Raw genomic sequence first — 23,186 nt, forward strand, 5'->3', positions numbered from 1 at the left:
CGCTGGCCGCCTAGCCCCCCCAACCGTCCAACTTCAGGGGGTCACTTCACCCTGGGGGCTCGATGGCGCCATCCATGGCGCCAACGGTCCTGCGCAGCCCCCTCTCCCCCTCCCGGACAGTTTCCTGCGGGCGCGGCCGGACCGCCCGAAAGCGGGGGCAAAAGCGGGGGTTGATGGCTTCGGAAGCACCGCGCGGCGCTGTGGTGGGTGCGGACCGTTGGTCCGCGCTGCTTTGGCTCCTGCCCTTGCCTTTAAAGAGCCAACCCACCGCGCTCGCGGGGTGATGGGAGGGCAGCGGGGGCCGGGCGGTGCAGGACCGCAGGCGCCATGGATGGCGCCTACGAGCCCCCAAGGGTGAGGGCGCTTTGCTTGCGAGGCATGCCTCGCAAGCGCCCGAACGCACAGCCGCCAGCGGCTGCGCCGGACCCCGGAGGGGGGTTTACGGCCTGTCCTGCACCGTCTGGCCCCCGCTGCCCCACCGACAACCAGCAGGCGCAACGCTTTCCCCAGTACACCCACCCCGATCGACCATTCAGCAAAAACTATTGATAGGAATGAAATTAGTAGTATCCTATCTATCTCTTATGGACACACCCCTCGACGAACGTACCCGGCTGCAGATGCAGCTCAGCTCCGGCCTGCTCTATGCAGGGCGGCAGTGGCAGCGTCTGGCCGACAGCCGGCTCGGCAGCTACGGCATCTCCACCGCCTGCACCATGCCCCTGTTGATGATCGGCCGCTCCGGCGGCGGTATCCGCCAGGTGGCGCTGGCCCAGCAGCTGGGCATGGAAGGCCCGTCCCTGGTACGCCTGCTGGACAAGCTGTGCGCCAGCGAACTGGTCCGCCGCGAAAGCGACGCCAGCGACCGCCGCGCCAACCTGCTGTGGCTGACCGACGAGGGACAGGTGCTGGTGCGCGAGCTGGAGGAACAGCTCATCGGCCTGCGCCAGGACGTGTTCGGTGAACTTTCCATGGAGGAACTGCAGGCCGTGCTGAAGGCATGGCGCCTGCTGGCCGAGGCGGCCGACCGCATCACGTGACGCCGTTCTCCTTGAAACACCGCCGCTGCCGTGCACGCGCCAGCGGCTTTTGCCCGTTGCCGTTGTCCTGTGTGTTGCCCTCCCCTCCCCCATCTCGCCCCCCTACCGATGCCCGGTGAATTCAGTCTCCACGGAGTGTTCGTCCCGACCCTGCTCGGGTTGATGTTGTTGGCCTACCTGGTCAACAGCGGCCTGCACGCGCTGCTGCAGCGTGCCGGCGCCTATCGCCATGTCTGGCATCCGGCGCTGTTCAACCTGGCGCTGTACGGGATCGTGCTGGGCCTGCTGTTCCACCTCCTGCGTTGGATGCAATCGTGAACAAGATCGTGAAGAAGACCCTTCCCATACTGCTGACCAGCGCAGCGGTGATCGTCGCCCTGCTGGTGCTGCGCCAGCTGTGGGTCTATTACATGGATGAGCCGTGGACCCGTGACGCCCATGTCGGCGCCGACGTGGTGCAGGTGGCCCCGGATGTGTCCGGCCTGGTGGAATCGGTGAACGTGGCCGACAACCAGGCAGTGAAGAAGGGCGACGTGCTGTTCGTGATCGACCGCGCGCGCTACCGCATCGCGCTGGAACAGGCCAAGGCCAGCCTGGCCGAGCGCCAGGCCTCGGTGGCGCAGCTGCGCCGCGAGATCGGCCGCGACCGCAGCCTGCAGGACCTGGTGGCCGCCGAGGATGCCGAAGTGCGCCGGGCCAAGCTGCAGGCCGCGCAGGCCGCGCTGGCCACCGCCCAGGCAGCTGTGGACCTGGCCGATCTGAACCTGGCCCGCACCGAGGTGCACGCGCCGGCCGACGGCCGGGTCAACGACCGCACCATGCGCGTGGGCGACTACGTGGTGGCCGGCAAGCCGGTACTGGCGCTGCTGGATACCGGCTCGTTCCGCATCGATGGCTACTTCGAGGAAACCCGCCTGCGCGGCGTGGCCCCCGGGCAGAGCGTGGACATCCGCCTGATGGGCGAGTCGACCGCGCTGCGTGGCCACGTGGAAAGCATCGCCGCCGGCATCGAGGACCGCTACCGCAGCAACGGCAGCACCCTGCTGCCGAACGTCACCCCGGCCTTCGACTGGGTGCGGCTGGCGCAGCGCATCCCGGTGCGCATCGCCATCGACGAGGTGCCGCAGGGCGTCGAACTGATCGCCGGCCGCACCGCCACGGTGACGGTGCAGACCAACAGCAGCAAGCACGCAGACAAGGCCGGCACCACGCCGACACAGGCGGGCCTGTGAACACCACCCTGCCCCGTCTTGGCCTGATCGTCGCGCTGGCCAGCCTGGCGGCCTGCAAGACCGTCGGACCGGATTACGCCCTGCCGGAAGGCTCGGCCTTCAAGCGCCCGGAGGCCAATGCCGCCTTCATCGACACCCGGAACCCGGACGTCGCCGCCAACCAGGCGCTGCCCGACCGCTGGTGGTCGCTGTACAACGACCCCGTGCTGGACGGCCTGATCACACAGGCGCTGCGTGACAACGTAGAACTGAAGGCCGCCGATGCGCACCTGCGCCGCGCCGCGGCCGTGTACGAACAGGCGATGGATGCCGGTGGCTTCGAGTACGAGGCCGAAGCCGGGGTCAGCCGCGCGCAGCTGTCGGCTGAGGCCTTCCTGCAGGAGCACGAACTGCCGGTGATCAACCTGGCCGACGGCAAGTTCTCCGCCAGCTACCAGTTCGACCTGTTCGGCAAGCTCAAGCGCGGTGCCGAAGCCGCCCACGCCGACGAACAGTCGGTGGCCGCCGCACGCGACCTGGCCCAGGTGAGCGTGGTGGCCGAGGTGGCCGACAGCTACCTGGAAATCTGCCACGCCAACCACGAACTGCACGTGGCCCAGCATTCGCTGCAGCTGCAGCAGCGCAGCCGCTCGGTCACCCAGCGCCTGATCCAGGCCGGCCGCGGCACGCCGCCGGAACTGGCCCGCGCCAACGCGCAGGTGGCCCTGCTGGAAGCCGCGCTGCCGCCACTGCGCGCGCAGCGTTCGGCCGCGGCCTATTCGCTGGCCGCCCTGCTGGGCCAGACCCCCGGCCAACTGCCGGCCGGGGTGATCGACTGCGCCGACGCGCCGCGCCTGGCCCAGCCGCTGCCGGTGGGTGATGGCCGCGCCCTGCTGCAGCGCCGCCCCGACATCCGCCAGGCCGAGCGCAAGCTGGCCTCGGCCACCGCGCGGATTGGCGTGGCCACCGCCGAGCTGTACCCGGACATCCGCCTGGGCGCCTCGCTCGGTGCCGCCGGCCTGCTGGAAGACTTCGGTACGCCGATGACCCAGCAGTGGTCGATCGGCCCGCTGATCTCCTGGACGCTGCCGTCCTCGGGCACCCACGCGCGCATCCACGCCGCCGAGGCCGGTGCCGATGCTGCGCTGGCCGAGTTCGACCATGCCGTGCTGCAGGCCCTGCGCGAGACGCAGACTGCGCTGGACCGCTACGCGCAGGACCTGCGCCGCCTGCAGTCGCTGCGCGAAGCCCAGCAGCAGGCCGCACTGGCCGCCGAGCAGAACCGCCGCCTGTACCAGGGCGGACGCACGCCGTACCTGTCCAGCCTGGACGCCGACCGCAGCCTGGCCACCAGCGATGCCACCCTGGCCGCTGCCGAGGCGCAGGTCTCGCGCGACCAGATCCATCTCTTCCTGGTGCTGGGTGGCGGCTGGCAGGCGACAGCCGCCCCGGCCGCGCCCGCCACCGCACAGGCCACGGCGAAGTAAGCCATGAACGCGCTGACCGACCGCCAGGCGTGGCTGTTCTCGATCAAGACCTACCTGGCCGCGGTGGCCGCGCTGTACATCGCCATGGCCGGCAACCTGTCGCGCCCGTACTGGGCGATGGGCACGGTGTACATCGTCAGCCAACCGCTGCTGGGCCCGACCCGGGCCAAGGGCGTGTACCGCATCGTCGGTACCCTGGTGGCCGGCCTGGCCACCCTGCTGGTGCTGCCGGCGCTGGTGGAAACGCCCCTGGTGCTGAGCGCGGCGATGTCGATCTGGCTGGCCGCCTGCCTGTTCCTGGCCCTGCTCAACCGCGGCCCGCGCGGCTATGCGTTCCTGCTGGCCGGTTACACCACCGCCTTCATCGGCTTCCCGGCGGTGACTTCGCCGGAAACCATCTTCGACACGGTGGTGGCGCGCAGCGAAGAGATCATCCTCGGCACGGTGGTGGCGGTGCTGGCCGCCTCGCTGCTGTTCCCGGCCTCGGTGCAGCCGATGCTGCGCACGCGCATCGGCAACTGGATGGAGGATGCGTCGCAATGGTGCCGGCAGATCCTCGAGCGCGGCCGTGCCCATGCCCCGCGCAACCGGCTGGCCGCCGACCTGGTGCAGTTCGAGGCCCTCATCGAGTTCCTGCGCCGCGATGATCCGCGTCATGCCGGTGGGGCCATTTCGATGGAACGCCTGCGCGAGCGCATGCTGCTGTTGCTGCCGGTGCTGTCCTCGATCGCCGATCGCCTGAGCGCGCTGCGCAGCGATGGCCAAACACTGCCGGAAGGCCTGCCTGCGCTGGTCGATGACATCCACGACTGGATCGACACACCCGCCAGTGCCAGCGACTACGCCCGCCTGCGCGCGCGCATCAGTGCGCTGAAGCCGCAGGTGGACAGCGACCTGCAGCACCTTCAGCTGGCCAGCCTGCTGCTGCGCCTGGAGGAGCTGGTGGACCTGTGGCAGGACTGCCGCACCCTCCAGCACGCGATCGACCACGGCACCGCGCCGCTGGACCGCGCGCACTACCGTATCCGCACCGAACGCGTGGCCGCCGACAAGCATGTCGACTACGGCATGGCGCTGTTCTCCGCACTCAGCGCGGGCGTGGCCCTGATGAGCTACTGCGTGCTGTGGATCGGCCTGGGTTGGGAAGGTGGCGGCAACGGCGCGATGATGGCGGCGGTGACGGCGGCCTTCTTCGCTGCGCAGGACGATCCGGCACCGAGCATGGTCTCGTTCCTGGTGTGGGCCATCGTCGCCTCGCTGGTGGCCGGCGTGTACCTGTTCGGCGTGTTCCCGGCCGTGCATGACTTCGGCCTGCTGGCGCTGGTGCTGGCGGTGGCGTTCCTGCCGCTGGGCCTGTTGCTGCACCACCCCAAGAGCGCGCTGTTCGCACTGCCGCTGACGGTGAATCTTGCCGCCCTGCTGAGCCTGCAGAACACCTACAGCGCCAACATCCAGAGCTTCCTCAATTCGTCCATCGCCATGTTCATCGGCATCGGCTTTGCAGTGGTGATGACCCGCCTGTTCCGTTCGGTGGGTGCCGAGTGGACCGCGCGCCGCCTGGTGCGGCAGGGCTGGACCACGCTGGCCGAGGCCGCCGAAGGGCGCGGCCAGCAGGACCGCCAGCGCTTCGCCGCGCGCATGCTCGACCTGCTGGGCCTGCTCGCTCCGCGCCTGGCGGCGACGCCGGAAGGCAGCGACATCGCCTCGGTGGACATGCTCAACGAGGCGCGCATCGGCCTGAACATCCTGCAGTTGCGCCGCGCCCGCCTGGAACTGCCCGGGCGCAGCCGCGAGGCGGTGGAGCACATCCTGGAAGAGATCGCCGCGCACTACCGCCGGCAGATCGCCGCGCGCCACCCGATTGCCGCGGCCGAAGCCCTGCGCGAGCGCCTGGACACATCACTGGGGCGCGTGGGTGGCGTGGCCGCCTGCAAGGCGCGCGATGAAGCACTGATGGGCCTGATCGGCCTGCGCTTCGCGCTGTTCCCGGAAGCGAAGGCGCTGGCGCCGGGGTTGGCGGACGCCGAAGCACCGTCGGTGTGATGCGATCCGCCGGGCGTGGCCCGGCGCTACCATCGTCATCCTTCGACCATGCCAACGGGACGGTTCAATGAGTTACGACATGATGGTGTTCGAGGCCAGCGTGGCCCCGCGCGACGCCGCGGCCTTCATCGCCTGGTTCGAGAAACAGGCGGAGTGGGGTGAGAACCACGAGTACGACGACCCGGCGGTGAGCAGCCCGGCGCTGCAGGCCTGGTTTGCGGAGATGGCACAGGAATTCCCGCCGATGAACGGGCCGCTGAGCAACGACAATGACGATCGTGCCGAGGTGACCGACTACAGCATCGGCCGCCAGGTAATCTACGGCGCGTTCGCGTATTCGGTGGCCGAGCGTGCACATGGTCGCGTGCAGGACCTGGCCGAGAAGCACGGCGTGGGGTTCTTCGACCTGAGTGCCGATGAGCCGGCGATCGTGTTTCCGGACGGGCTGGTGTTGATCGCGGAATGAAGGTGGCGGCAGGGCTGCGCCCTGCACCTGCGGTAGTGCCGGCCGCTGGCCGGCAACCTCAACGGCAAAAGCGGGTTTCCTGAGGGATGGCGCTCTGCTTTGGTGGGTGCCGACCGTTGGTCGGCACGGGGTCGGATATCGATGTCTGACAGATGTGTCGACCAACGGTCGACACCTACCAACAGCCGCAGTCGCCAGTAGATCCACGCCATGCGTGGATGGGGCTCAGAGCCCGTTCCCGTCGGGAACAGGATCCGACCCCGCTTCGGCACCCAGCCGCCACGCCAATCCACCGAGGCGGCTCGCGTGCCGCTTCAACGCTGCCACCAGCACCTCTTCGCTGGCGGCCACATGCAGGCGCTGGCGGGCGCGGGTCAGGCCGGTGTAGACCAGTTCGCGCGACAGCACGCGGCTGTCCTGGCGCGGCAGCTGCAACCACACTTCATCGAATTCCGAGCCCTGCGCCTTGTGCACGGTCATTGCGAACGCGCTCTCGTGCGCGGGCAGTGCGGCCGGGTGGAACGCACGGGGCTGTTCGGCGGTATCGCCGGGGAACCAGGCCACCATCGCGCCGCTGGGGTCGCGCAGGCAGATGCCGATGTCACCGTTGAACAGGCGGTGGCGGTAGCTGTTCTCGGTCACCAGCAGCAGCCGGCCCTGGAAGTAGCCGGGAGTATTGCCGGCCAACAGCTGTTCGATGCGGCTGTTGAGCCCGCGTGCCCCCTGCGGGCCTTCGCGCAGGGCGGTCAATACGCGCAGGCGGCCGGCCTGCTGCAGCGCGCGGCCGGGATCTTCCGCTTCGGCCAGCGCGCGCCAGTGCGAAAGCAGGTGCTCGCGCTGCCCGCGCAGCGGGTCGGCATCGTTTTCATGGAAGCTGACACCGGACAGGCTGCCGCCACGCAGCAGGGCCAGGGCCGTGCGGCTGTCGCCCTCACGCACGGCCTGCGCCAGCGGCGCCAGCTGCAGTGCATCGCTTTGCCGGTAGCCACGCTGCAGCTGCACGCGGCGGCCAGCGAAAGCGCGTGGCGCGGCCTGCGGCTGCAGGGTCGGCGCCGCCAGCAGGCCGTGCAGGGCCTGCGCATCATCGGCGCGCGTACCGGTGCCATCGCCACTGGCGCGCAGGATGGCGCTGAGCACATCGCCGGCCTCCACCGAGGGCAGCTGGTCGGGGTCACCCAGCAGGATCAGCCGCGTGCCGCTGGCGATGGCATCGACCAGCTTGGCCATCAACGGCAGGTCGATCATCGAGGCTTCGTCGACCAACACCACATCCACCGGCAGCGGGTTGTCGGCGTGGTGGCGGAAACGCGGCGAATCGGGAATGACACCCAGCAGGCGATGCAGGGTGGTGCCGGTGCCCGGCAACGCGGCGCACAACGCCGGATCGAGGCCCTCTTCCTGCAGGCGCTGCACGGCCAGGCGCAGGCTCTCGGCCATGCGTTCGGCGGCACGCCCGGTGGGCGCGGCCAGTGCGACCTGCGGCACCGGTTCGCCGGCGTGCAGGGCCTGCGCGGCCAGCAGCAGCAACAGGCGGGCGATGGTGGTGGTCTTGCCGGTACCGGGGCCGCCAGTCACCAGCGCCAACGGGTGGCGCAGGGTGACACCCGCGGCGCGGGCCTGGTGGTCTTCCTGCGCCGCGGCAGCGGGGAACAGCCGCGCGAACAAGGGTGCCAGCGCCGCCATGTCCGGTCCCGGCAACGGGTGGCGGCCGATGCGCTGCAGTCCTGCCGCCAGCTGCCGCTCGTATTCGCGGTAGCGGCGCAGGTACAGCAGGCCGTTTTCCAGCACCAGCGGTGCCTCGTCGGCGGCCGCGCCGGGGTCCTCCGGCTGCGCCACCCACGGCGAAGCCTGCAGCTGGGCCAGCCACTGCGCCGGCGTGGGCCAGGCCTGGAAACCTTCCAGCACGCGCTGCGGGTGTGCCGGATCGAACGCGGCATGGCCCTGCGACACCGCCAGCGATGCCAGTGCGGCGGCAACCGCCACGCCATCGGGCGTGTCCTCGCGCAGACGCCGCAGGCTGGTGGCCAGGGCATGGTCGAGGGTGCGCAGATGACCGCCGCGGTAAAGCTGCTGCAGCAGGGTGGCGCTCATGCGCGGGCTCCGATGGCGCGCGCGACCAGTTCGGCATGGGCGGCGTCGCCACCAGCGAACAGCGCATCGAGCCCATCCACCAGCGCCGGCGCGAAGCGGTCCACGTACACGCCATTGCCGTTGCCATCCAGGCCACGGCAGAACAGGTAGCGGATGCCGCCCATGTCGCGCACGTAGTCGTAGGCACCGCCCAGGCGGAAGCGCAGCCAGCGGTGCAGGGCCACGGTGTAGATCAGCGCCTGCAGGTCGTATTCGCTGTGGCGCATGGCGATCTGCAGCAGGTCCGGGCTGTAGCCCGGCAGGCGGTTGGATTTGTAGTCGAGCACGTACCAGCGCCCATCGCGCACATAGGTGAGGTCGATCTTGCCGGTCATCAGCCCTTCCAGCCGGCGGCGCAGGCCGAAACCGCGGCGCGCGCTGGAAATGCCATGGGCGTGCAGCAGCTGCAGCAGTGCCGGCACGGCGGTCGGTTCGATCGCGAAGTGGAATTCTATTTCGGCGCGGCGCTCGCCTTCGCCCAGGCTGTGCAGGGCACCGCCTTCGGGCAGCGCGACGGTGAGCGTGTGGCCGACCAGCGGCACCAGCACCGCCACGCCGTCGTCGAGGTCCTCGTCGGCATAGCCTTCGTCGTGCAGCGCCTTGCGCAGCAGCTCGGGCTGCCCTTCGGGCGCGGGTTGGCCGGGTGTCCAGCCGCACCATGCGGCGAAATCGACGTTCTCCAGCGCCTCGTGCAGCACGTTGCCGAAACGGCTGCCCATGAAGCGCGGGTCCAGCGGCGCGGCTTCGGCGGCAGCGGGTTCGGGCAGGGCCGGTTCCAGCGGCAGTTCCGCGCCGGCCGGCTCATCGGCCGCGGGCGACGGCAGTTCGGTCGCAGCGGCTTCGATGTCATTGCCGGCATCGGCATGTGCCAGCTGGGTGAAGCTGTACACCCACCAGTCGTGCGGCACGCGCCGGGTCAGGCTGCGCACGGCCGGCAGTTCGCCTTCCTGTTCCACCGGCAGCTGCGGCAGGCGCAGCACCGGCTCGCTGTCGTCGATATGCACATCGGCGTGCGCGCGCAGCCCCTGCAGGTCACCCAGCAGCGGTGCCAGGCGGGTCCTGCCCAGTCCGGCGAGGTCGCCGATGGCAATCCACAGCGCATGCTCGGCGCGGGTCAGGCCGACGTACAGCAGGCGCGCATCCTCGGCGCGTTGTTCGCGGTCGCGCTGCCCGCTGGCGGCATCCCAGGCCTCGTCCTTGTCCAGCTTCCAGTGCAGCTGGCGCTCGCCGCCCACGTGCACGGTGCAGTGTGCGGCGTTGTTGGGTGCGCCACCGTCGATGCCAACGAACGGCAGGTAGACCAGCGGGTACTCCAGGCCTTTGCTCTTGTGCAGGGTGATGATCTGCACGCGGCGCGCATCCGACTCCAGCCGCAGCAGCTGCTGTTCGTCGTTCTGGTCGGCGTTGGCCATCTGCCCCTGCAGCCAGTCCAGCAGGCCATGCATGCCCAGCGCCTGCGCGGAGGCTTCCTGCAGCAGTTCGCCCAGCTGCAGATAGTTGGTCAGCCGGCGCTCGCCATCGATCAGCGCCAGCAGGCGCTCGCCCTGTGCGGCGCAGACATCGGCCACCACGGCGAACGGGCCGCCGCGCTGCCAGCGCTCGCGCCAGTGCAGCAGCTGCGCCTGGAACGCACGCTGCAGGTCACCCTCGCGTTCCATGCTGGCGATCGCGCTGGCCCGCTGGCCGAGCAGTACCGTCGCCAGCGCCGCACGCAGGCGGCCTTCGTCGGCCGGTTGCAGCAGGGCCAGCAGCAGCGCGCGCAGGTCGCGCGCCTCGCTGGTGGAGAACAGGCTCTGCTTGCCGGCTGCCACCGCCGGAATGCCCACCGCCGCCAGCGCGCGCTGCACCAGCGTTGCCTCGCGGTGCGAGCGCACCAGCACGGCGATGTCACCGGGCCGCACGGGGCGGCCGCGCAGGATGGCGGTGCCGGCGCGCGCGTCCAGCAGGGTCTGGTGGATGTCCGCCACGCAGGCGTGGGTGGCGGCGGCACGCGAGGCATCGGCGCTCAGCGCCTTGTCGCCGTCGCTGCGCAGCACGCGCAGGGTCAGTGCCGGCGCCGCTGCACCGTCGCGCTGGTAGTCGTCGTCGCTGCGCACGCCACCGGGACGGACCGGCTCGAAGCCGATGCCCGCCTCCAGGAACGCGTCTTCGCCGCCGTTGTCGTACAGCGCCTGCAGCGCGCGCAGCACCGAGGGCCGCGAACGGAAGTTCTGGTCCAGCGGCGGTGCCGGCCGCGCGGCCTGCTTGGCCTTGAGGTAGGTGTGGATATCGCCGCCACGGAAGCCGTAGATCGCCTGTTTCGGGTCACCGATCAGGAACAGCGCCGGTGGCAGGCCCAGCTGCTGCACCTCCGGCGAATCGCCGAACACGGTGTGGAAGATGCCCCACTGGCGATCATCGGTGTCCTGGAATTCATCGACCAGGGCGATGCGGTACTGCTGGCGCAGCTTGCGCACCAGGTCCAGCCGCTGCGAGCCCTCCAGTGCATGGGCCACGCCATCGATCAGGTCGTCATAGGTCTGCACGCGGCGCGTGCGCTTGAGCGTGGCCAGGCGCTGGGTGGCTTCCTCGCGCAGGGCGTGCAGGTAGTTCAGCGCAGCGGCGCGCAGCCACTGCTCGCGCTGGGCCAGCAGGGCCACGTAGCGCTGCAGCGGGGCCTGCAGCGGCGAGGACGGCGTGCGGTCGGCGAACTTCTTGTTGGTCTTGGCCACCAGCGCATCGGGCAGCAGCGCCGGCAGGCGGTCGCTGGACAGCAGTTCGGTGGCATCGCCGCGCCCGGCCCAGGCCAGCAGCTGCCGGCCCAGCGGATGCAGCCAGCCCAGCTTGTAGGAAACGCCGTTGATCCACTTGTTGTCGACGGCCTCGCACAGGTCGAGGAAGAACTGCTCGCCATGCTCGCGCACGGCCATCGACAGGTCCGCCGCCGCGCCCTGCAGGGCCGCGCGGGGATCCTCCACCGCCAGCGGCTGCGGGCGCGGGTACAACGGCGGCGAGGCCAGCAGCGCGCGCAGGTCCGAGGCCAGCGCGTCCGGGTTCGACCACAGCCAGGTCAGCGGCTCCAGCGTCGCCGCATCGTTGGCGTGCACGCGCCACAGGTCAGCCGCCAGTTCCTCCAGCAGCTCGCGGTCGCTGGCCAGCAGCTCCGGCGGATCGAAGGTATGCCCGCTTTCCAGCGCATGCTCGCGCAGTACGCGGGTGCAGAAGCCGTGGATGGTGAAGATCGAGGCGAGATCGATTTCATCGGCGGCCGCCTGCAGGCGGCGTTTCAGCGCGACGGCGCTCTCGCTGCCCGCTTCAAGGTGGCGCTGCAGCACCTGCCGGGTCAGCAGCGCGTCGGGGGCCTCGTCATCGGCGGGCGGCAGATCGACCAGGCGCGCGGCCAGCGCCAGGCGCTCGCGGATGCGCTTGCGCAGTTCCTGGGTGGCGGCGTCGGTGAAGGTGACCGCCAGAATCTGGCCGATGCGCAGGCCCTGTTCCACCACCAGGCGGGTGAACAGCGTGGCCAGGGTGAAGGTCTTGCCGGTACCGGCGCTGGCCTCGATCAGGCCGATGCCCTGCAGCGGCAGCAGCAGGTAGGGATCCACGGGGGTGCTCATGCGTCGGCCTCCTTGCCGGTGCCCGCCGGGCCACGCCCATCGCGTACCGCACCGAAGACGACCTGGCTGTTGCGCAGCAGGTCGGCGTAATCATCGTCATCGGCGAAGGGATCGGCGCCGCGCAGCAGCAGCTGCCACGCATCGCTGTTGGCTTCGCCCCAGCTGCGGTCGCTGCCGTGCCACTGCTTCCAGCCTTCGCTGCGTTGTTTTTCCACGGGGGCGGTGAACAGCACCCAGCCGGTGTACGGGGCGAAGCGCAGCGGCTCGCGCAGGCCGCGCTGGCGCAGCTGCAGCAGGGCGCGCAGGGCGGCGCGTGCAGCCGCCGCGCCCGGTGCGGGCAGGATGTGCGGCCCGGGGCCGGCGTCGCCGCCATCGTGGAACTGCACCAGCGGCAGCGCGTCACCGGCGGCATTGGCCAGCAGCCAGTCCAGGCCCTGGCGGATCACTGCATTGCCGTTCAGCGTGCCGGCGCGCAGCCGCACCAGGCCTTCGGGGTGGCGATCGGCCACGCGGCCGTGCAGGCGCACGCCGTCGATCTCCACTTCATACCGACGGCTTTCCAGCGGCTGCCCCTGCATCCAGCCCAGCATCGCGCTGGCGTAGGGGCGGGTCTTGAGCTGTTCCGCCTCGAACTGGCGCTCGCCCAGCGCACCGGACGGCAGCAGGCCGCGGGCGCGCAGGCGGGGGTACAGCGGCTCGACATCACCGCTGATGGTGGCGCGCACCACGGCAGCCTGCACGCTGCGCTTTTCCGGGCCGCGCGAGGACAGCACCAGCGGCTCCAGGTCATCCACGTCTTCGACGTCGTCGGCCAGGCGCAGGCCCAGTGCCTGGGCCAGGAACTGCCCGGCCGGGTCGCACAGGAAGCGGCGCAGCGTATCCAGTGCGACTTCGGTTTCCACCGCATCGTCCACGGGCGGCGGCAGCGCGGCGTCGAACCACGGCTGCAACCCGCCACGCTGGCCGGCCATTCGCCCGGCGGCCGGGTGCCACTGCCGGCGGTAGCTGAAACGGCGCGGATCACCCTCGCCGAAGGCGGCAGGCGAGAACGGCTGCAGCGCATGGCGCACGGTGAACCCGCGGGTGGCCGCGACCGGGTCCTGGTGGTAGGCCGCAGCCGCGTCGATCAGCTCGCTGACCAGCACCGAGGGCTCGCGCACGCTGCCATCGCGCGGGTCGGCGCCCAGGTAGCTCAGGTAGAACACATCCTGCGCGGCGGCGAACAGCTGCAGGAACAGGAAGCGGTCATCTTCGCGGGTCGAACGGTCGCCCGGTCGGCGGCGCGGCGTGTCCAGCTCGGCGGTGAGCTGGTTCAGGCCAGCGGCCGGGTCGCGGCGCGGGAAGTCGCCATCGTTGAGGCCCAGCACGCAGATCACCCGGAACGGCAGCAGGCGCATCGGCACCATGCGGCCGAAGCTGATGCCGCCGGTCAGCAGCGGCGCACGCGTATCGGCCTCGGACAGGGCACCGGCGAAGTGCGCACGCACCACCTCCGGCGGCACGCCGTCCTCGAAGCCGGCCTTGTGCGCGTCGTCGGCAAACTGGTTGAGCAGCTTGCGCAGGCGCTCCAGCGCGCGCTGGCTGTTGGGTGAACTGGGTGCTTCCGGCAGCAGCGCATCGAGCAGGGACAGCAGGCGCTGCCGCCATTGTGCCGGGCTCAGGGTCTCGCCCAGCCTGCGCTGGTAGAGCGCCAGCACGCGCAGCAGGCGCAGCAGCCGGTCCAGCGCGTCCAGTGCGCCGCCCTCCAGTTCGATCCATGGCGCGACGCCGGCCAGGTCCACATCACTGCCGGTGGCGTGGCCCAGCAGCAGGCGATCCAGCGCGAACTGCCAGGTGTAGGCATCGTCGCGCGGCGCCAGCAGCTGGCCGCGATGGTTGGCATCGAGGCCCCAGCGCGCGCCGGCCTGCTGCAGCCAGCCATGCAGGCGGTCGAAATCCACCGCCTCCAGCCCGGCCGCCTCGGCCAGCGGCGCGCTGGCCAGCAGGTCCAGGATCTCGTTCAGGCCGAAGCGCGATACCGGCAGCGACAGCAGGTGCACGAACACGTCGGCCAGCGGCTCGCCCGCCAGCGGGCTGCTGTCGGCCAGCGCATAGGGAATGTGTTCCTCGTCGCCGCCACGGCCACCGAACACGGCTTCCAGGTACGGCACGTAGGGATCGATGTCCGGCGCCAGCACCGCGATCTCGCGGGCCTGCAGCGGCGGGTCGAAGCGCGGGTCCTGCAGCAGGCTGCGCAACTGGTCGTGCAGCACCTGCAGTTCGCGCAGGCGGGTATGGCAGGCATGCACCTGCAGGCTGGGGTCATCGCTGCGCAGTTCCGCGCGCAGTTCGCCCGAGGGCAGCGCGCGGCGGTGGAACAGATCGCGCTGCAGGCGGTGCAGCAGGCTGTCTGCCAGGCCGCCCTCGGCCAGGGTCGGGCGGGTGTCATCCTCGGGATCGGAGTACGCGGCGATCTCGCCGGCCGGGTGCACCACTTCGTAGCTGCCCAGCACCGCCATGAAGTCGCGGCCAGCCGCGCCCCAGGCCTCCAGCAGGCGGTTCTCGCCCGCGGCCTCGCCGAAGGGATCGGGCGCGCCGCTGCGCAGGCGCTCGGCCAGGGTCTGCAGGTCGCCCCAGTAGGACTGCACCGGCGTGGGCATATAGAAGTGCAGCTCGCCCACGCGGGCCTGGGTGGCCATCACCCGCAGCACATCGGGCGAGATGTTGAGCGTGGCGAACGCCGACAGGCGCGGCGGCAGGCCGTTCGGCTTCGGCTTGTCCGGGCCTTCGAAGCGATCCAGGTAGGCCTGGATGCGCCGCGCGCGGTAACCGCGTCCGCCGGCGATGGCCCGCCACAGGATCGCCTGCGGATCGGCCGGGTCGGCGCCGGCATCCCAGCGCAGCAGCCAGTCACGGCGCCAGGCCTGGTACTTCTCGAACACCGAGGCCAGCTCGCCCGCCAGCGCCCACGGCTTCAGGGCATCACCGCCGGCAAGATAGGCCTGCAGGGCACGCATTGGTGGCTGTGCCAGCAGCGCGGGGTCGCGCAGCGCCTGGTACAGCTTCCAGTGCAGGCCGGCGGCATCGAGGTCGTCGCTTTCGCCGGTGACGTTGGCGTTGAGCGCGCGTGCGACGAACTCGCCCGGGGTGAGGAATTCCAGGTTGGCGGCCACGCCATACTCGGCCGCCAGGGTTGCCTGCAGCCAACGCCGCATCGCCACCTGCGGGATCAGCACCACCTCCGGCGCCAGCAGCGGCTGGCCCGGCACCGGGGTGCGCACGTTGCGGGCCAGCAGGGCGGCCAGCACGTCCAACGAGTTGGAGTGGTAAAGGCGGAAGTCGCTGAACGGGTCGGTCATCGTGCACAGTGTGCAGGACGCTCGGCAGTATTCAATGGTGACGTACGTCACTGGGGGACGCAGCGATCGCTGCGATGGATTGTTCCGGCACCCCCGGGAATTGTCCCGGCCTGTCGCCGGCCGCGACGTGCCACAATACTGCACCGTCCAGTCTGCTTATGTTCAGCCGACTGACCCCACCCTTCGATGTCTAAAAAACGTTAATGGTGCCCATGTCGGCTTCCGCCTCCAGTCTGGTGCAGTTGTCCAACGTCCGCATCGACCGGAGCGGACGCACGATCCTGCGCGACGTTTCGCTGCAGGTTCCACAGGGCAGCATCACCGCCGTGCTGGGCCCGTCCGGCAGCGGCAAGTCGACCCTGCTGGCGGCGCTGACCGGCGAACTGCGCCCGGTCGCTGGTGAGGTCACCCTGTTCGGCAAACCCATTCCGCATGACAGCGGCGCGCTGCTGGAAATGCGCAAGAGCGTGGGCGTGCTGCTGCAGGGCAATGGCCTGCTGACCGACCTCACCGTGGCCGAGAACGTCGCCCTGCCCCTGCGCACCCATACCCGCCTGCCGGCGGCGGTGCTGCGCCGGCTGGTACAGATGAAGCTGCACGCGGTGGGCCTGCTGGCCGCCGCCGATGCCTGGCCGCGCGAGCTGTCCGGTGGCATGGCGCGCCGCGTGGCACTGGCCCGCGCGCTGGCCCTGGACCCGCCGCTGATGATCTACGACGAGCCGCTGACCGGGCTGGACCCGATCGCCTCCGGGGTCATCATGAGCCTGATCCAGCGCCTCAACCACAGCCTGGGCCTGACCAGCATCATCGTCAGCCACCACGTGCATGAAACCCTGCCGATCTGCGACCAGGTGATCGCCATTGCCAATGGCGGCATCGTGTTCCAGGGCACGCCCGAAGCGCTGCAGTCCAGCCAGGACCCGCTGCTGCGGCAGTTCCTGCATGGCCAGCCTGATGGCCCCATTCCGTTCGATGCTGCGCCGCGCGCGAGGGTTGCCTGATGCCGTTCGTGCAAGCCACCCGTTCGCTGGGCCGCGCCGGCCTGTTCTCGCTGACCGTGCTGCGCGGTTCGCTGCCCACGCGTGATTTCCTCGCCGAGCTGACCCGCGAGATCTACAAGATCGGTGCGCGTTCGCTGCCGATCATCGCCGTCGGCGGTGCCTTCGTCGGCCTGGTGCTGACCCTGCAGGGCTATCGCACGCTGACCACCTTCGGTGCGGCCGACGCGTTGTCGACCCTGCTCGGCCTGTCGCTGTACCGCGAACTGGCGCCGGTGCTGACCGCCCTGCTGTTCATCGGCCGCGCCGGCAGCTCGATCGCCGCCGAACTGGGCCTGATGCGGGCCACCGACCAGATCAAGGCGCTGGAGCTGATGGCCATCGACCCGGTGGCCAAGGCCGTGGCGCCGCGCTTCTGGGCGGCAGTGCTGACCGTGCCGCTGCTGACCGGCATCTTCTGCTCGCTGGCCATCAGTGCCAGCTACTTCGAAGCCGTGCACGTGCTGGGCCTGGACAATGGCGTGTTCTGGTCGGCGCTGCGCAACAGCGTGGACTTCTGGGATGACTTCGGCGTGGCGATGCTGAAGTCGGCGATCTTCGGCGGCACCGCCGCGCTGGTGGCCTCCTACGTCGGTTTCCATGCCGAGCCGACCATCGAAGGTACTTCGGTGGCCACCACCCGTGCGGTGGTCAACGCCTCGCTGCTGGTGCTGATGTTCAACTTCGTGCTGTCGGCAATGTTGTTCACCTAACCCCTCCTTTGGCGGTGCGCAGGGCGCGCGGCCACCACGACTCGATCAGGTAATCCACATGGCCATACGCGGTCCCAGACTCGAATTCTCCGTCGGCGCATTCCTGCTGCTGGCCCTGGCATCGCTGATGGTGCTGGCCGTGGCCTCGACCAACCAGCGCTGGAGCTGGGGCGGCCAGGGCTATGAGCTGAAGGCACGCTTCTCCCAGGTCGGCCAGCTGCGCAAGCAGGCGCCGGTGAAGATCGGCGGCGTCACCGTCGGCCAGGTCGCCTCGATCGAACTGGATCCGGTGAAGTTCGAGTCGATCGTGACCCTGCGCATGGACAGCAAGGTCAAGGACCTGCCGGCCGACACCTCCGCCGGCATCTTCACCAGCGGTTTGCTCGGCGAGAGCTATATCGGTCTGCAGCCCGGTGGTGATCCGGAAGTGCTCAAGCCCGGTGAGGAGATCGTCTTCACCCAGCCGGCGGTGGACCTGCTGCAGCTGGTCGGCAAGTACATGTTCAGTGGCAGTGCCGGTGGCGCTGGCCAGAAACCCAACGATGGCGAGCAGTCGCCTGCAACGGAACCGCAACCATGAAGATGAAACTGATCCCGGCCCTGCTGGCCTCGTCGCTGCTGCTGGCCACCCCGTTCCTGGCCCAGGCGCAGTCCGCCCCCGCCGCTGCCGCCGCCCCGCAGGGCCAGGCCGGCAAGGTGGTGATCGACGCCAGCAGCCGCATCATGTCGACCCTGCAGCAGCGCCGCGCTGAGTTCACCAGCAACCCGGCCAGCCTGCGCAGCTACATCGACAGCGAACTGACCCGCACCTTCGACCGCGACTATGCCGCGCGCCTGGTGCTGGGCACGCACGCCCGCGGCGCCTCCGACGCCGACATCAAGCTGTTCGCCGATGCGATGGCCGACAGCCTGATGCAGCGCTACGGCTCGACCCTGCTGAACATCCAGGGCAAGCCGAGCTTCCGCCTGAAGGGCGAGAGCCCGCTGCCGGGCAACCGTGGCGTGCGCGTGGCCACCGAGCTGGTGCGTGCCGGCAACGAGCCGACCCCGGTCGAGTACTGGATGCGCAACGTCAACGGCCAGTGGAAGATCTTCGACGTCAACATCGAAGGCATCTCCTACGTGCAGACCTTCCGCAACCAGTTCGACGCCCCGCTGCGCCAGAAGGGCATCAAGCAGGTGGCCAGCGAACTGCGCAGCGGCAGCATGCAGGCCGGGCCGGCCGGCAATGGCAAGTAAGCCGCTGGCACTGCTGGAAGGCGACACCCTGCGCCTGCGCGGGGTGCTCGACCGTGCCGCGGTGATCGCTTTGTGGCCGCAGCTCCAGGCCCTGCCGGCAAAGCTGGCACGACTGGAGCTGGGCGAAGTCGAGCGCGTGGACAGCGCCGGCCTGGCGCTGCTGGCCGAACTGGCCGCGCGTGCGCGCACCCAGGGCCACCCGCTGGCGATCTCCGGCACCCCGGCTGGTTTCAACGAACTGAGCGCGGCCTACCGGCTGTCGCCCGATCTGGATTTCAATGCACTTTCTGCTGCGAGCTGACATGAACGTCGTACGCGCCATTCCCCTGATGATCCTGGCCCTGGCGCTCAGCGCCTGTGCCGGCAAGCCCGCGCGCAGCGATGCGCCGGTGGCCGACACCGTGGTCCCGGCCAGCACGGCCGCCGATGCACCCGCTGCCGATACCGGCACGGTTGAAGCGGCACCGGCTGCCGCCGCGGACGACGCAACGGCGACGGCCACCCCGCCGCCGGCCGACACCGCCGAAACCGATGCCGCCACGGCGGCCGCCGCCGCCGCACCTGGTGGCGATGACGATTTCGACGCGCTGTACGGCAACGCCGGCACGGCCGCCACCACGGCTGCCTATGACCCGTGGGAGCCGCTGAACCGCCGCGTGCACCGCTTCAACGTGGGCGTGGACAACGTGATCGCGCGCCCGCTGGCAACCGCCTACACCCACGTCGTGCCGCGCTTCGCACGCACCGGCGTGAGCAACTTCTTCAGCAACATCCGCTCGCCGGTCACCATCCTCAACCAGCTGCTGCAGGGCCGCCCGGATGATGCGTGGGATACCCTCGGCCGCTTCCTGATGAACTCCACGGTGGGCATCGGTGGCCTGTTCGACCCGGCCAGCAAGGCGATGGTGCCCAACCGCCGCGAGGACTTCGGGCAGACCCTGGGTGCCTGGGGCTGGCGCCGTTCGCGCTACGTGGAACTGCCGTTCTTCGGCCCGCGTACCGTGCGCGATGTGTTCGGCCTGGCGGGCGACATGCCGCTGTCGCCGATGCGCACGATCGAGGAAGACAAGATCCGCATCGCCCTGCAGGGCCTGCAGCTGGTCGACACCCGCGCGCAGCTGATGGCGGTGGACGACCTGCGCAGTTCGGCGGTGGATGAGTACGCGCTGGTGCGCGATGCCTGGCTGCAGCGCCGCAACTACCAGATCGAGAACGACCTGCGCGGCAAGCGCGAGCGCGGCAGCGACGATGAGAATTCGCCGATTCCGGTGGATGCCATGCCGATGCCGAACTGGACCAACTGATCACCGTGGTCCATGCATGAAAAACCCCGCCTTGGCGGGGTTTTTTTTTGCGCGGCCTGGGGTCGGAGCCCTTTCCGTGGGAAAGGGATCCGACCCCGTGCGATCAGGCGGCGAGTGCGGCGTCGATCGCCTCACGCAGGCGCGCGTCATCGGCGGCCACGTCCGGGGCGAAGCGTGCAACGACCTTGCCATCGCGGCCGACCAGGAACTTCTCGAAGTTCCACAGCACTGCCGGTGCGGCGTGGATCGGAATCTCCTTGCTGGCCAGGCGCTCGCGCAGCGGGCCTTCACCGATGGCCTGCGGCTGCGCAGCGGTCAGCTGCTGGTACAGCGGGTGGGTGTCCTCGCCGGCCACGCTGATCTTGGCGAACATCGGGAAGGTGACGTCGTAGGTCAGCTGGCAGAACTGCTGGATTTCCGCTTCGCTGCCCGGCTCCTGGCCGAGGAAGTTGTTGGCCGGGAAACCCAGCACTTCCAGGCCCTGGGCCTGCTTTTCCGCGTACAGCGCCTGCAGGCCTTCGTACTGCGGGGTCAGGCCGCACTTGGAGGCGACATTGACCACCAGCAGGACCTTGCCCTGGTAATCGCCCAGGGTGGACGGCTGGCCGTCGATGGTGGTGAGGGAAACATCCTGGATCGGGGTGCTCACGCGGGGGCTCCGGCTATGGCGGGGAAAGGTCCACCAGCATAGCGCTGCGCGGATGCGCCGCGTGCGATCAATCCACGCAGATCGTGCCCTGCGCCTTGCCGTCCTCGATGCGCTGGCGGCAGCCGAAGTTCTGGCTGACATCACGCTGGCAGGTGCCCGTTGCCAGCACGCCCGCCTCGGCTTCGCCCGTGGCCAGGCACTGGCCGCTGCAGTCGCGCTTGCTGCTGCAGGCCTTGCCGGCATCGGCATAGGGAATCACGCACTGCACGCGTTGCAGGCGGCCCAGCGGTTGCAGGGTGCCACCGGCGGCGCGGCAATCCACATCGCGCGCTTCCTGGTAGGCCTCGGTGGCTTCCGGCGTGTCTGCCGCCGCCGGCTGTGCCGCCGCATCAGCGGCGGGCGGCGTGCTGCTGCAGGCCGACAACAGGGCGGCGAAGGCCAGGCTGGCAAGGAAGCGAAGACGCATGGTCGGACCTGCAGGCGGTAATCGAGGCCGCCAGCATACGCATTGCATGGTGCAGGTGGTGTGTCAGAGCACTCAGGTCTCTTCGCCCTCGCTGGCCTCGTCCTCGCCACCCTCTTCTTCCGCCTCGCCCAGGTCGCCCAGCAGCTGCTGCACCTGCTCGTTGGCCAGCGTCTCCACGCCACGCAGGCGGCGTTCGATGGTGCGCGTCTTGCGGCTGGCCGCACCGATGCTGCGGCCGACCGTGGTGATCTGCTTCTCGGCCTTTTCCAGGATGCCGGCGAACTTGCCGAACTCGCTCTTCACCGCACCCAGCAGGCTCCACACTTCGCTGGAGCGCTTCTCGATGGCCAGCGTGCGGAAGCCCATCTGCAGGCTGTTGAGCAGCGCGGTGATGGTGGTCGGGCCGGCCACCACCACGCGATGGTCGCGCTGCAGCAGGTCGACCAGGCCGGGACGGCGGATGACCTCGGCGTACAGGCCTTCGGTGGGCAGGAACATCACCGCGAAATCGGTGGTGTGCGGCGGCACGATGTACTTCTCGGAGATCGACTTGGCCTGCACCTTCACCGCGCGTTCCAGCTGCGCGCCCTGGACGCGCACCAGCTCGGCATCGCCCTGGTCCTGCGCGTCCAGCAGGCGCTCGTAATCCTCGCGCGGGAACTTGGAATCGATCGGCAGCCACACCGGCGCGTCGTCGCCACGGCCAGGCAGGCGCACCGCGATGTCGACCATCTCGTTGCTGTCCGGGCGCACCTTCACCGCGCGCGCGTACTGCTCCTGGATGAGCGTCTGTTCGAGGATGTTCTCCAGCTGCACTTCACCCCAGCTGCCGCGCGTCTTGACGTTGGTCAGCACGCGCTTGAGGTCGCCCACGCCGGTGGCCAGCTGCTGCATTTCGCCCAGGCCGCGCTGCACCTGTTCCAGGCGCTCGGAGACCAGCTTGAACGACTGCCCCAGGCGCGTTTCCAGCGTGGTCTGCAGCTTCTCGTCCACGGTCACGCGCATCTGTTCCAGCTTCTGCGCGTTGTCGCTCTGCAGCGCGCGCAGCTGTTCTTCCAGGGTCGTGCGCATCTCGGCGATGCGTTGTTCGTTGCGCTGGGTCAGCTCCTGCAGGCGCAGGCCGAGGCTTTCGGTCAGGCGCTGCTGCGACTGCGCGCCTTCCTCGCGGCCCTTGCGCGCATCGTCCACCAGGGTCTGGCGCAGCGCGCCCAGCTGGCTGTCGGTGCGGGTGGTCAGTTCCTGCAGCTGCTGGCCGAAGGCATGGATGCGAGCTTCCTGCTGTTGGCCGAACACTTCCAGCTGCGCGCGCAGTTCCTGCAGGCGCTGGCCCATCAACGCACCGCTGCGCTGCTGGCTTTCGGCCGCTTCGGCGCGGGCCTTGCGCGCATCTTCGCCAAGCGCTTCGCGCAGCAGGTCCAGGCGCTGGTCGGTGCGGGTGGACAGATCGGTCAGCGCGCGGGCGAAGCCATCGAGCTGTTCGCGCAGTTCGCTGCGGCCGGCCCGCGCCTCCTCGCGCACGGCCTGTTCCAGGCGGTCATGGGGCGGGCGGCGCAGCAGGGCGACCAGCTGCAGGACGAGGACGGCCAGGAGGAGGGCGCCGAGGAGCAGGAATTCAGTTTGCATGCCGCCAGTGTAGGCTGGCCCCGTCTCAAACGCTGCGTCTGGCCATGCTCGAACTGTACGGAAAGCCGACCTCGATCAACGTGCGCAAGGTGCTGTGGCTGTGCGCCGGGCTGGACCTGGCGGTGCGGCACCATGCGGCACCCGATGCCGAGCTGCTGCGCGGGCTGAACCCGAACGCACAGGTGCCGGTGCTGCGCGAGGGCGACTTCGTGCTGTGGGAGTCCAACAGCATCTGCCGCTACCTGGCCGCGCGCGCCGGGCGCCACGATCTGTTGCCGGTGGCGCCGCAGGCACGGGCGCGGGTGGAGCAGTGGATGGACTGGCAGGCGACCGATCTGAACACGGCGTGGCGCCACGTGTTCATGGCGCGCGTGCGCCGGCATGCCGATTACCCGGACGATGCGCGGGCGGAGGCGAGCCTGGCGCAGTGGAACCGCCTGATGACGATGCTCGACGCGCAGCTGGCCGGCCATGCGCACGTGGCCGGCGCGGATTTCACCCTGGCGGACATCGTGCTCGGCCTGTCGACGCAGCGCTGGCGCAGCACGCCGGGCGGCAAGCCGGTGCTGGCGAATGTCGAGGCGTGGTTCGAGCGCTTGCGGCAGCAGCCGGGGTTTGCCGCGCACGTCGACAACGGCGTTGCCTGAGGGGTGGGGTTTGTTTGCAGGGCTTGCAGCCCTGCACCTGCTGCAAGCCAGAGCAACGTCAACGTCAAAAACCTGCATCCCGTGGGCATGGCGCTCACGCCCCCGCAACCGGACCCACCCGCCTTCGACAGTTTCCCGCGATCTGTCAGAACCTGCTGCTGTTGGTGGTGGGTGCCGACCGTTGGTCGGCACACGAG

19 protein-coding genes are annotated in these 23,186 nt (G+C 69.8%); 13 read left to right on the forward strand and 6 right to left on the reverse strand.

All coding sequences use genetic code 11. The annotated features are described in order from the left end of the window. Positions 1-584: 584 nt before the first annotated feature. The 6 genes from IAE41_RS17090 (at position 585) to IAE41_RS17115 (ending at position 6,247) form a co-directional block, all read left to right on the forward strand. Positions 585-1,040: a MarR family transcriptional regulator gene (locus IAE41_RS17090; protein WP_200733937.1), complete on the forward strand. Its 456-nt coding sequence runs from the start codon at positions 585-587 to the stop codon at positions 1,038-1,040. Between the two features lie 108 nt (positions 1,041-1,148). After that, positions 1,149-1,358 carry a DUF1656 domain-containing protein gene (locus IAE41_RS17095; protein ID WP_010487502.1) on the forward strand — a complete coding sequence of 70 codons (210 nt, stop codon included), beginning with the start codon at positions 1,149-1,151 and terminating at the stop codon, positions 1,356-1,358. Beyond that, on the forward strand, positions 1,355-2,272 hold the full coding sequence (locus tag IAE41_RS17100; protein WP_200733938.1) for an efflux RND transporter periplasmic adaptor subunit: 918 nt from the start codon (positions 1,355-1,357) through the stop codon (positions 2,270-2,272). The genes IAE41_RS17095 and IAE41_RS17100 overlap by 4 nt, the downstream gene beginning before the upstream one ends. After that, positions 2,269-3,738, forward strand: coding sequence for an efflux transporter outer membrane subunit (locus IAE41_RS17105; RefSeq protein WP_200733939.1), 1,470 nt, complete (start codon positions 2,269-2,271; stop codon positions 3,736-3,738). The genes IAE41_RS17100 and IAE41_RS17105 overlap by 4 nt, the downstream gene beginning before the upstream one ends. Positions 3,739-3,741: 3 nt before the next feature. Further along, the gene (locus tag IAE41_RS17110) at positions 3,742-5,781 is read left to right on the forward strand and encodes an FUSC family protein (RefSeq protein ID WP_200733940.1); all 2,040 of its coding nucleotides are present in this window, start codon (positions 3,742-3,744) and stop codon (positions 5,779-5,781) included. A gap of 67 nt (positions 5,782-5,848) precedes the next feature. Continuing rightward, positions 5,849-6,247 carry a hypothetical protein gene (locus IAE41_RS17115; RefSeq protein WP_200733941.1) on the forward strand — a complete coding sequence of 133 codons (399 nt, stop codon included), beginning with the start codon at positions 5,849-5,851 and terminating at the stop codon, positions 6,245-6,247. A gap of 225 nt (positions 6,248-6,472) precedes the next feature. Here IAE41_RS17115 and recD read toward each other — a convergent pair whose 3' ends face one another. From recD to recC, 3 genes are read right to left on the reverse strand one after another with little or no spacing between them, the layout of a single operon-like run. Continuing rightward, positions 6,473-8,338, reverse strand: a complete 1,866-nt coding sequence (recD, locus tag IAE41_RS17120) for an exodeoxyribonuclease V subunit alpha (RefSeq protein WP_200733942.1) — start codon at positions 8,336-8,338, stop codon at positions 6,473-6,475. Further along, complete coding sequence (gene recB / locus IAE41_RS17125) at positions 8,335-11,973, reverse strand: exodeoxyribonuclease V subunit beta (RefSeq protein ID WP_200733943.1); 3,639 nt, start codon at positions 11,971-11,973, stop codon at positions 8,335-8,337. Before recB ends, recD begins: the two co-directional genes overlap by 4 nt. Further along, positions 11,970-15,311 (reverse strand): exodeoxyribonuclease V subunit gamma, encoded by a 3,342-nt coding sequence (recC, locus tag IAE41_RS17130; RefSeq protein WP_200733944.1) that lies wholly within the window; start codon positions 15,309-15,311, stop codon positions 11,970-11,972. The genes recB and recC overlap by 4 nt, the downstream gene beginning before the upstream one ends. 212 nt (positions 15,312-15,523) lie before the next feature. Here recC and IAE41_RS17135 point away from each other — a divergent pair, with 212 nt between their 5' ends. The 6 genes from IAE41_RS17135 to IAE41_RS17160 are packed head-to-tail and all read left to right on the forward strand — an operon-like array spanning position 15,524 to position 19,604. Then, the gene (locus IAE41_RS17135; RefSeq protein WP_079225437.1) at positions 15,524-16,312 is read left to right on the forward strand and encodes an ATP-binding cassette domain-containing protein; all 789 of its coding nucleotides are present in this window, start codon (positions 15,524-15,526) and stop codon (positions 16,310-16,312) included. After that, entirely contained in the window at positions 16,312-17,061 is a 750-nt protein-coding gene (locus tag IAE41_RS17140; RefSeq protein ID WP_079224408.1) for an MlaE family lipid ABC transporter permease subunit, read from the forward strand. The genes IAE41_RS17135 and IAE41_RS17140 overlap by 1 nt, the downstream gene beginning before the upstream one ends. Positions 17,062-17,119: 58 nt before the next feature. Then, positions 17,120-17,641 (forward strand): outer membrane lipid asymmetry maintenance protein MlaD, encoded by a 522-nt coding sequence (gene mlaD / locus IAE41_RS17145; protein WP_079224410.1) that lies wholly within the window; start codon positions 17,120-17,122, stop codon positions 17,639-17,641. After that, positions 17,638-18,300 carry an ABC transporter substrate-binding protein gene (locus IAE41_RS17150; RefSeq protein ID WP_108747720.1) on the forward strand — a complete coding sequence of 221 codons (663 nt, stop codon included), beginning with the start codon at positions 17,638-17,640 and terminating at the stop codon, positions 18,298-18,300. The genes mlaD and IAE41_RS17150 overlap by 4 nt, the downstream gene beginning before the upstream one ends. Then, positions 18,290-18,601, forward strand: coding sequence for an STAS domain-containing protein (locus IAE41_RS17155; protein WP_200733945.1), 312 nt, complete (start codon positions 18,290-18,292; stop codon positions 18,599-18,601). Before IAE41_RS17150 ends, IAE41_RS17155 begins: the two co-directional genes overlap by 11 nt. A gap of 1 nt (position 18,602) precedes the next feature. Next, on the forward strand, positions 18,603-19,604 hold the full coding sequence (locus tag IAE41_RS17160) for a VacJ family lipoprotein (protein ID WP_200733946.1): 1,002 nt from the start codon (positions 18,603-18,605) through the stop codon (positions 19,602-19,604). A gap of 103 nt (positions 19,605-19,707) precedes the next feature. On the opposite strand, the gene IAE41_RS17165 is transcribed toward IAE41_RS17160, so the two are convergent. From IAE41_RS17165 to rmuC, 3 genes are all read right to left on the reverse strand, one after another. Further along, positions 19,708-20,253 carry a glutathione peroxidase gene (locus IAE41_RS17165; RefSeq protein ID WP_200733947.1) on the reverse strand — a complete coding sequence of 182 codons (546 nt, stop codon included), beginning with the start codon at positions 20,251-20,253 and terminating at the stop codon, positions 19,708-19,710. A 67-nt stretch (positions 20,254-20,320) separates the two neighbouring features. Then, entirely contained in the window at positions 20,321-20,719 is a 399-nt protein-coding gene (locus IAE41_RS17170; RefSeq protein ID WP_200733948.1) for a hypothetical protein, read from the reverse strand. A gap of 72 nt (positions 20,720-20,791) precedes the next feature. Then, positions 20,792-22,342 (reverse strand): DNA recombination protein RmuC, encoded by a 1,551-nt coding sequence (rmuC, locus tag IAE41_RS17175; protein WP_200733949.1) that lies wholly within the window; start codon positions 22,340-22,342, stop codon positions 20,792-20,794. 44 nt (positions 22,343-22,386) lie between these two features. Here rmuC and IAE41_RS17180 point away from each other — a divergent pair, with 44 nt between their 5' ends. Beyond that, positions 22,387-22,989, forward strand: coding sequence for a glutathione S-transferase N-terminal domain-containing protein (locus IAE41_RS17180; protein WP_200733950.1), 603 nt, complete (start codon positions 22,387-22,389; stop codon positions 22,987-22,989). Positions 22,990-23,186: the final 197 nt, after the last annotated feature.

This window comes from Stenotrophomonas sp. S39 (assembly GCF_016624665.1).
In the GTDB taxonomy this organism is placed as follows: domain Bacteria; phylum Pseudomonadota; class Gammaproteobacteria; order Xanthomonadales; family Xanthomonadaceae; genus Stenotrophomonas.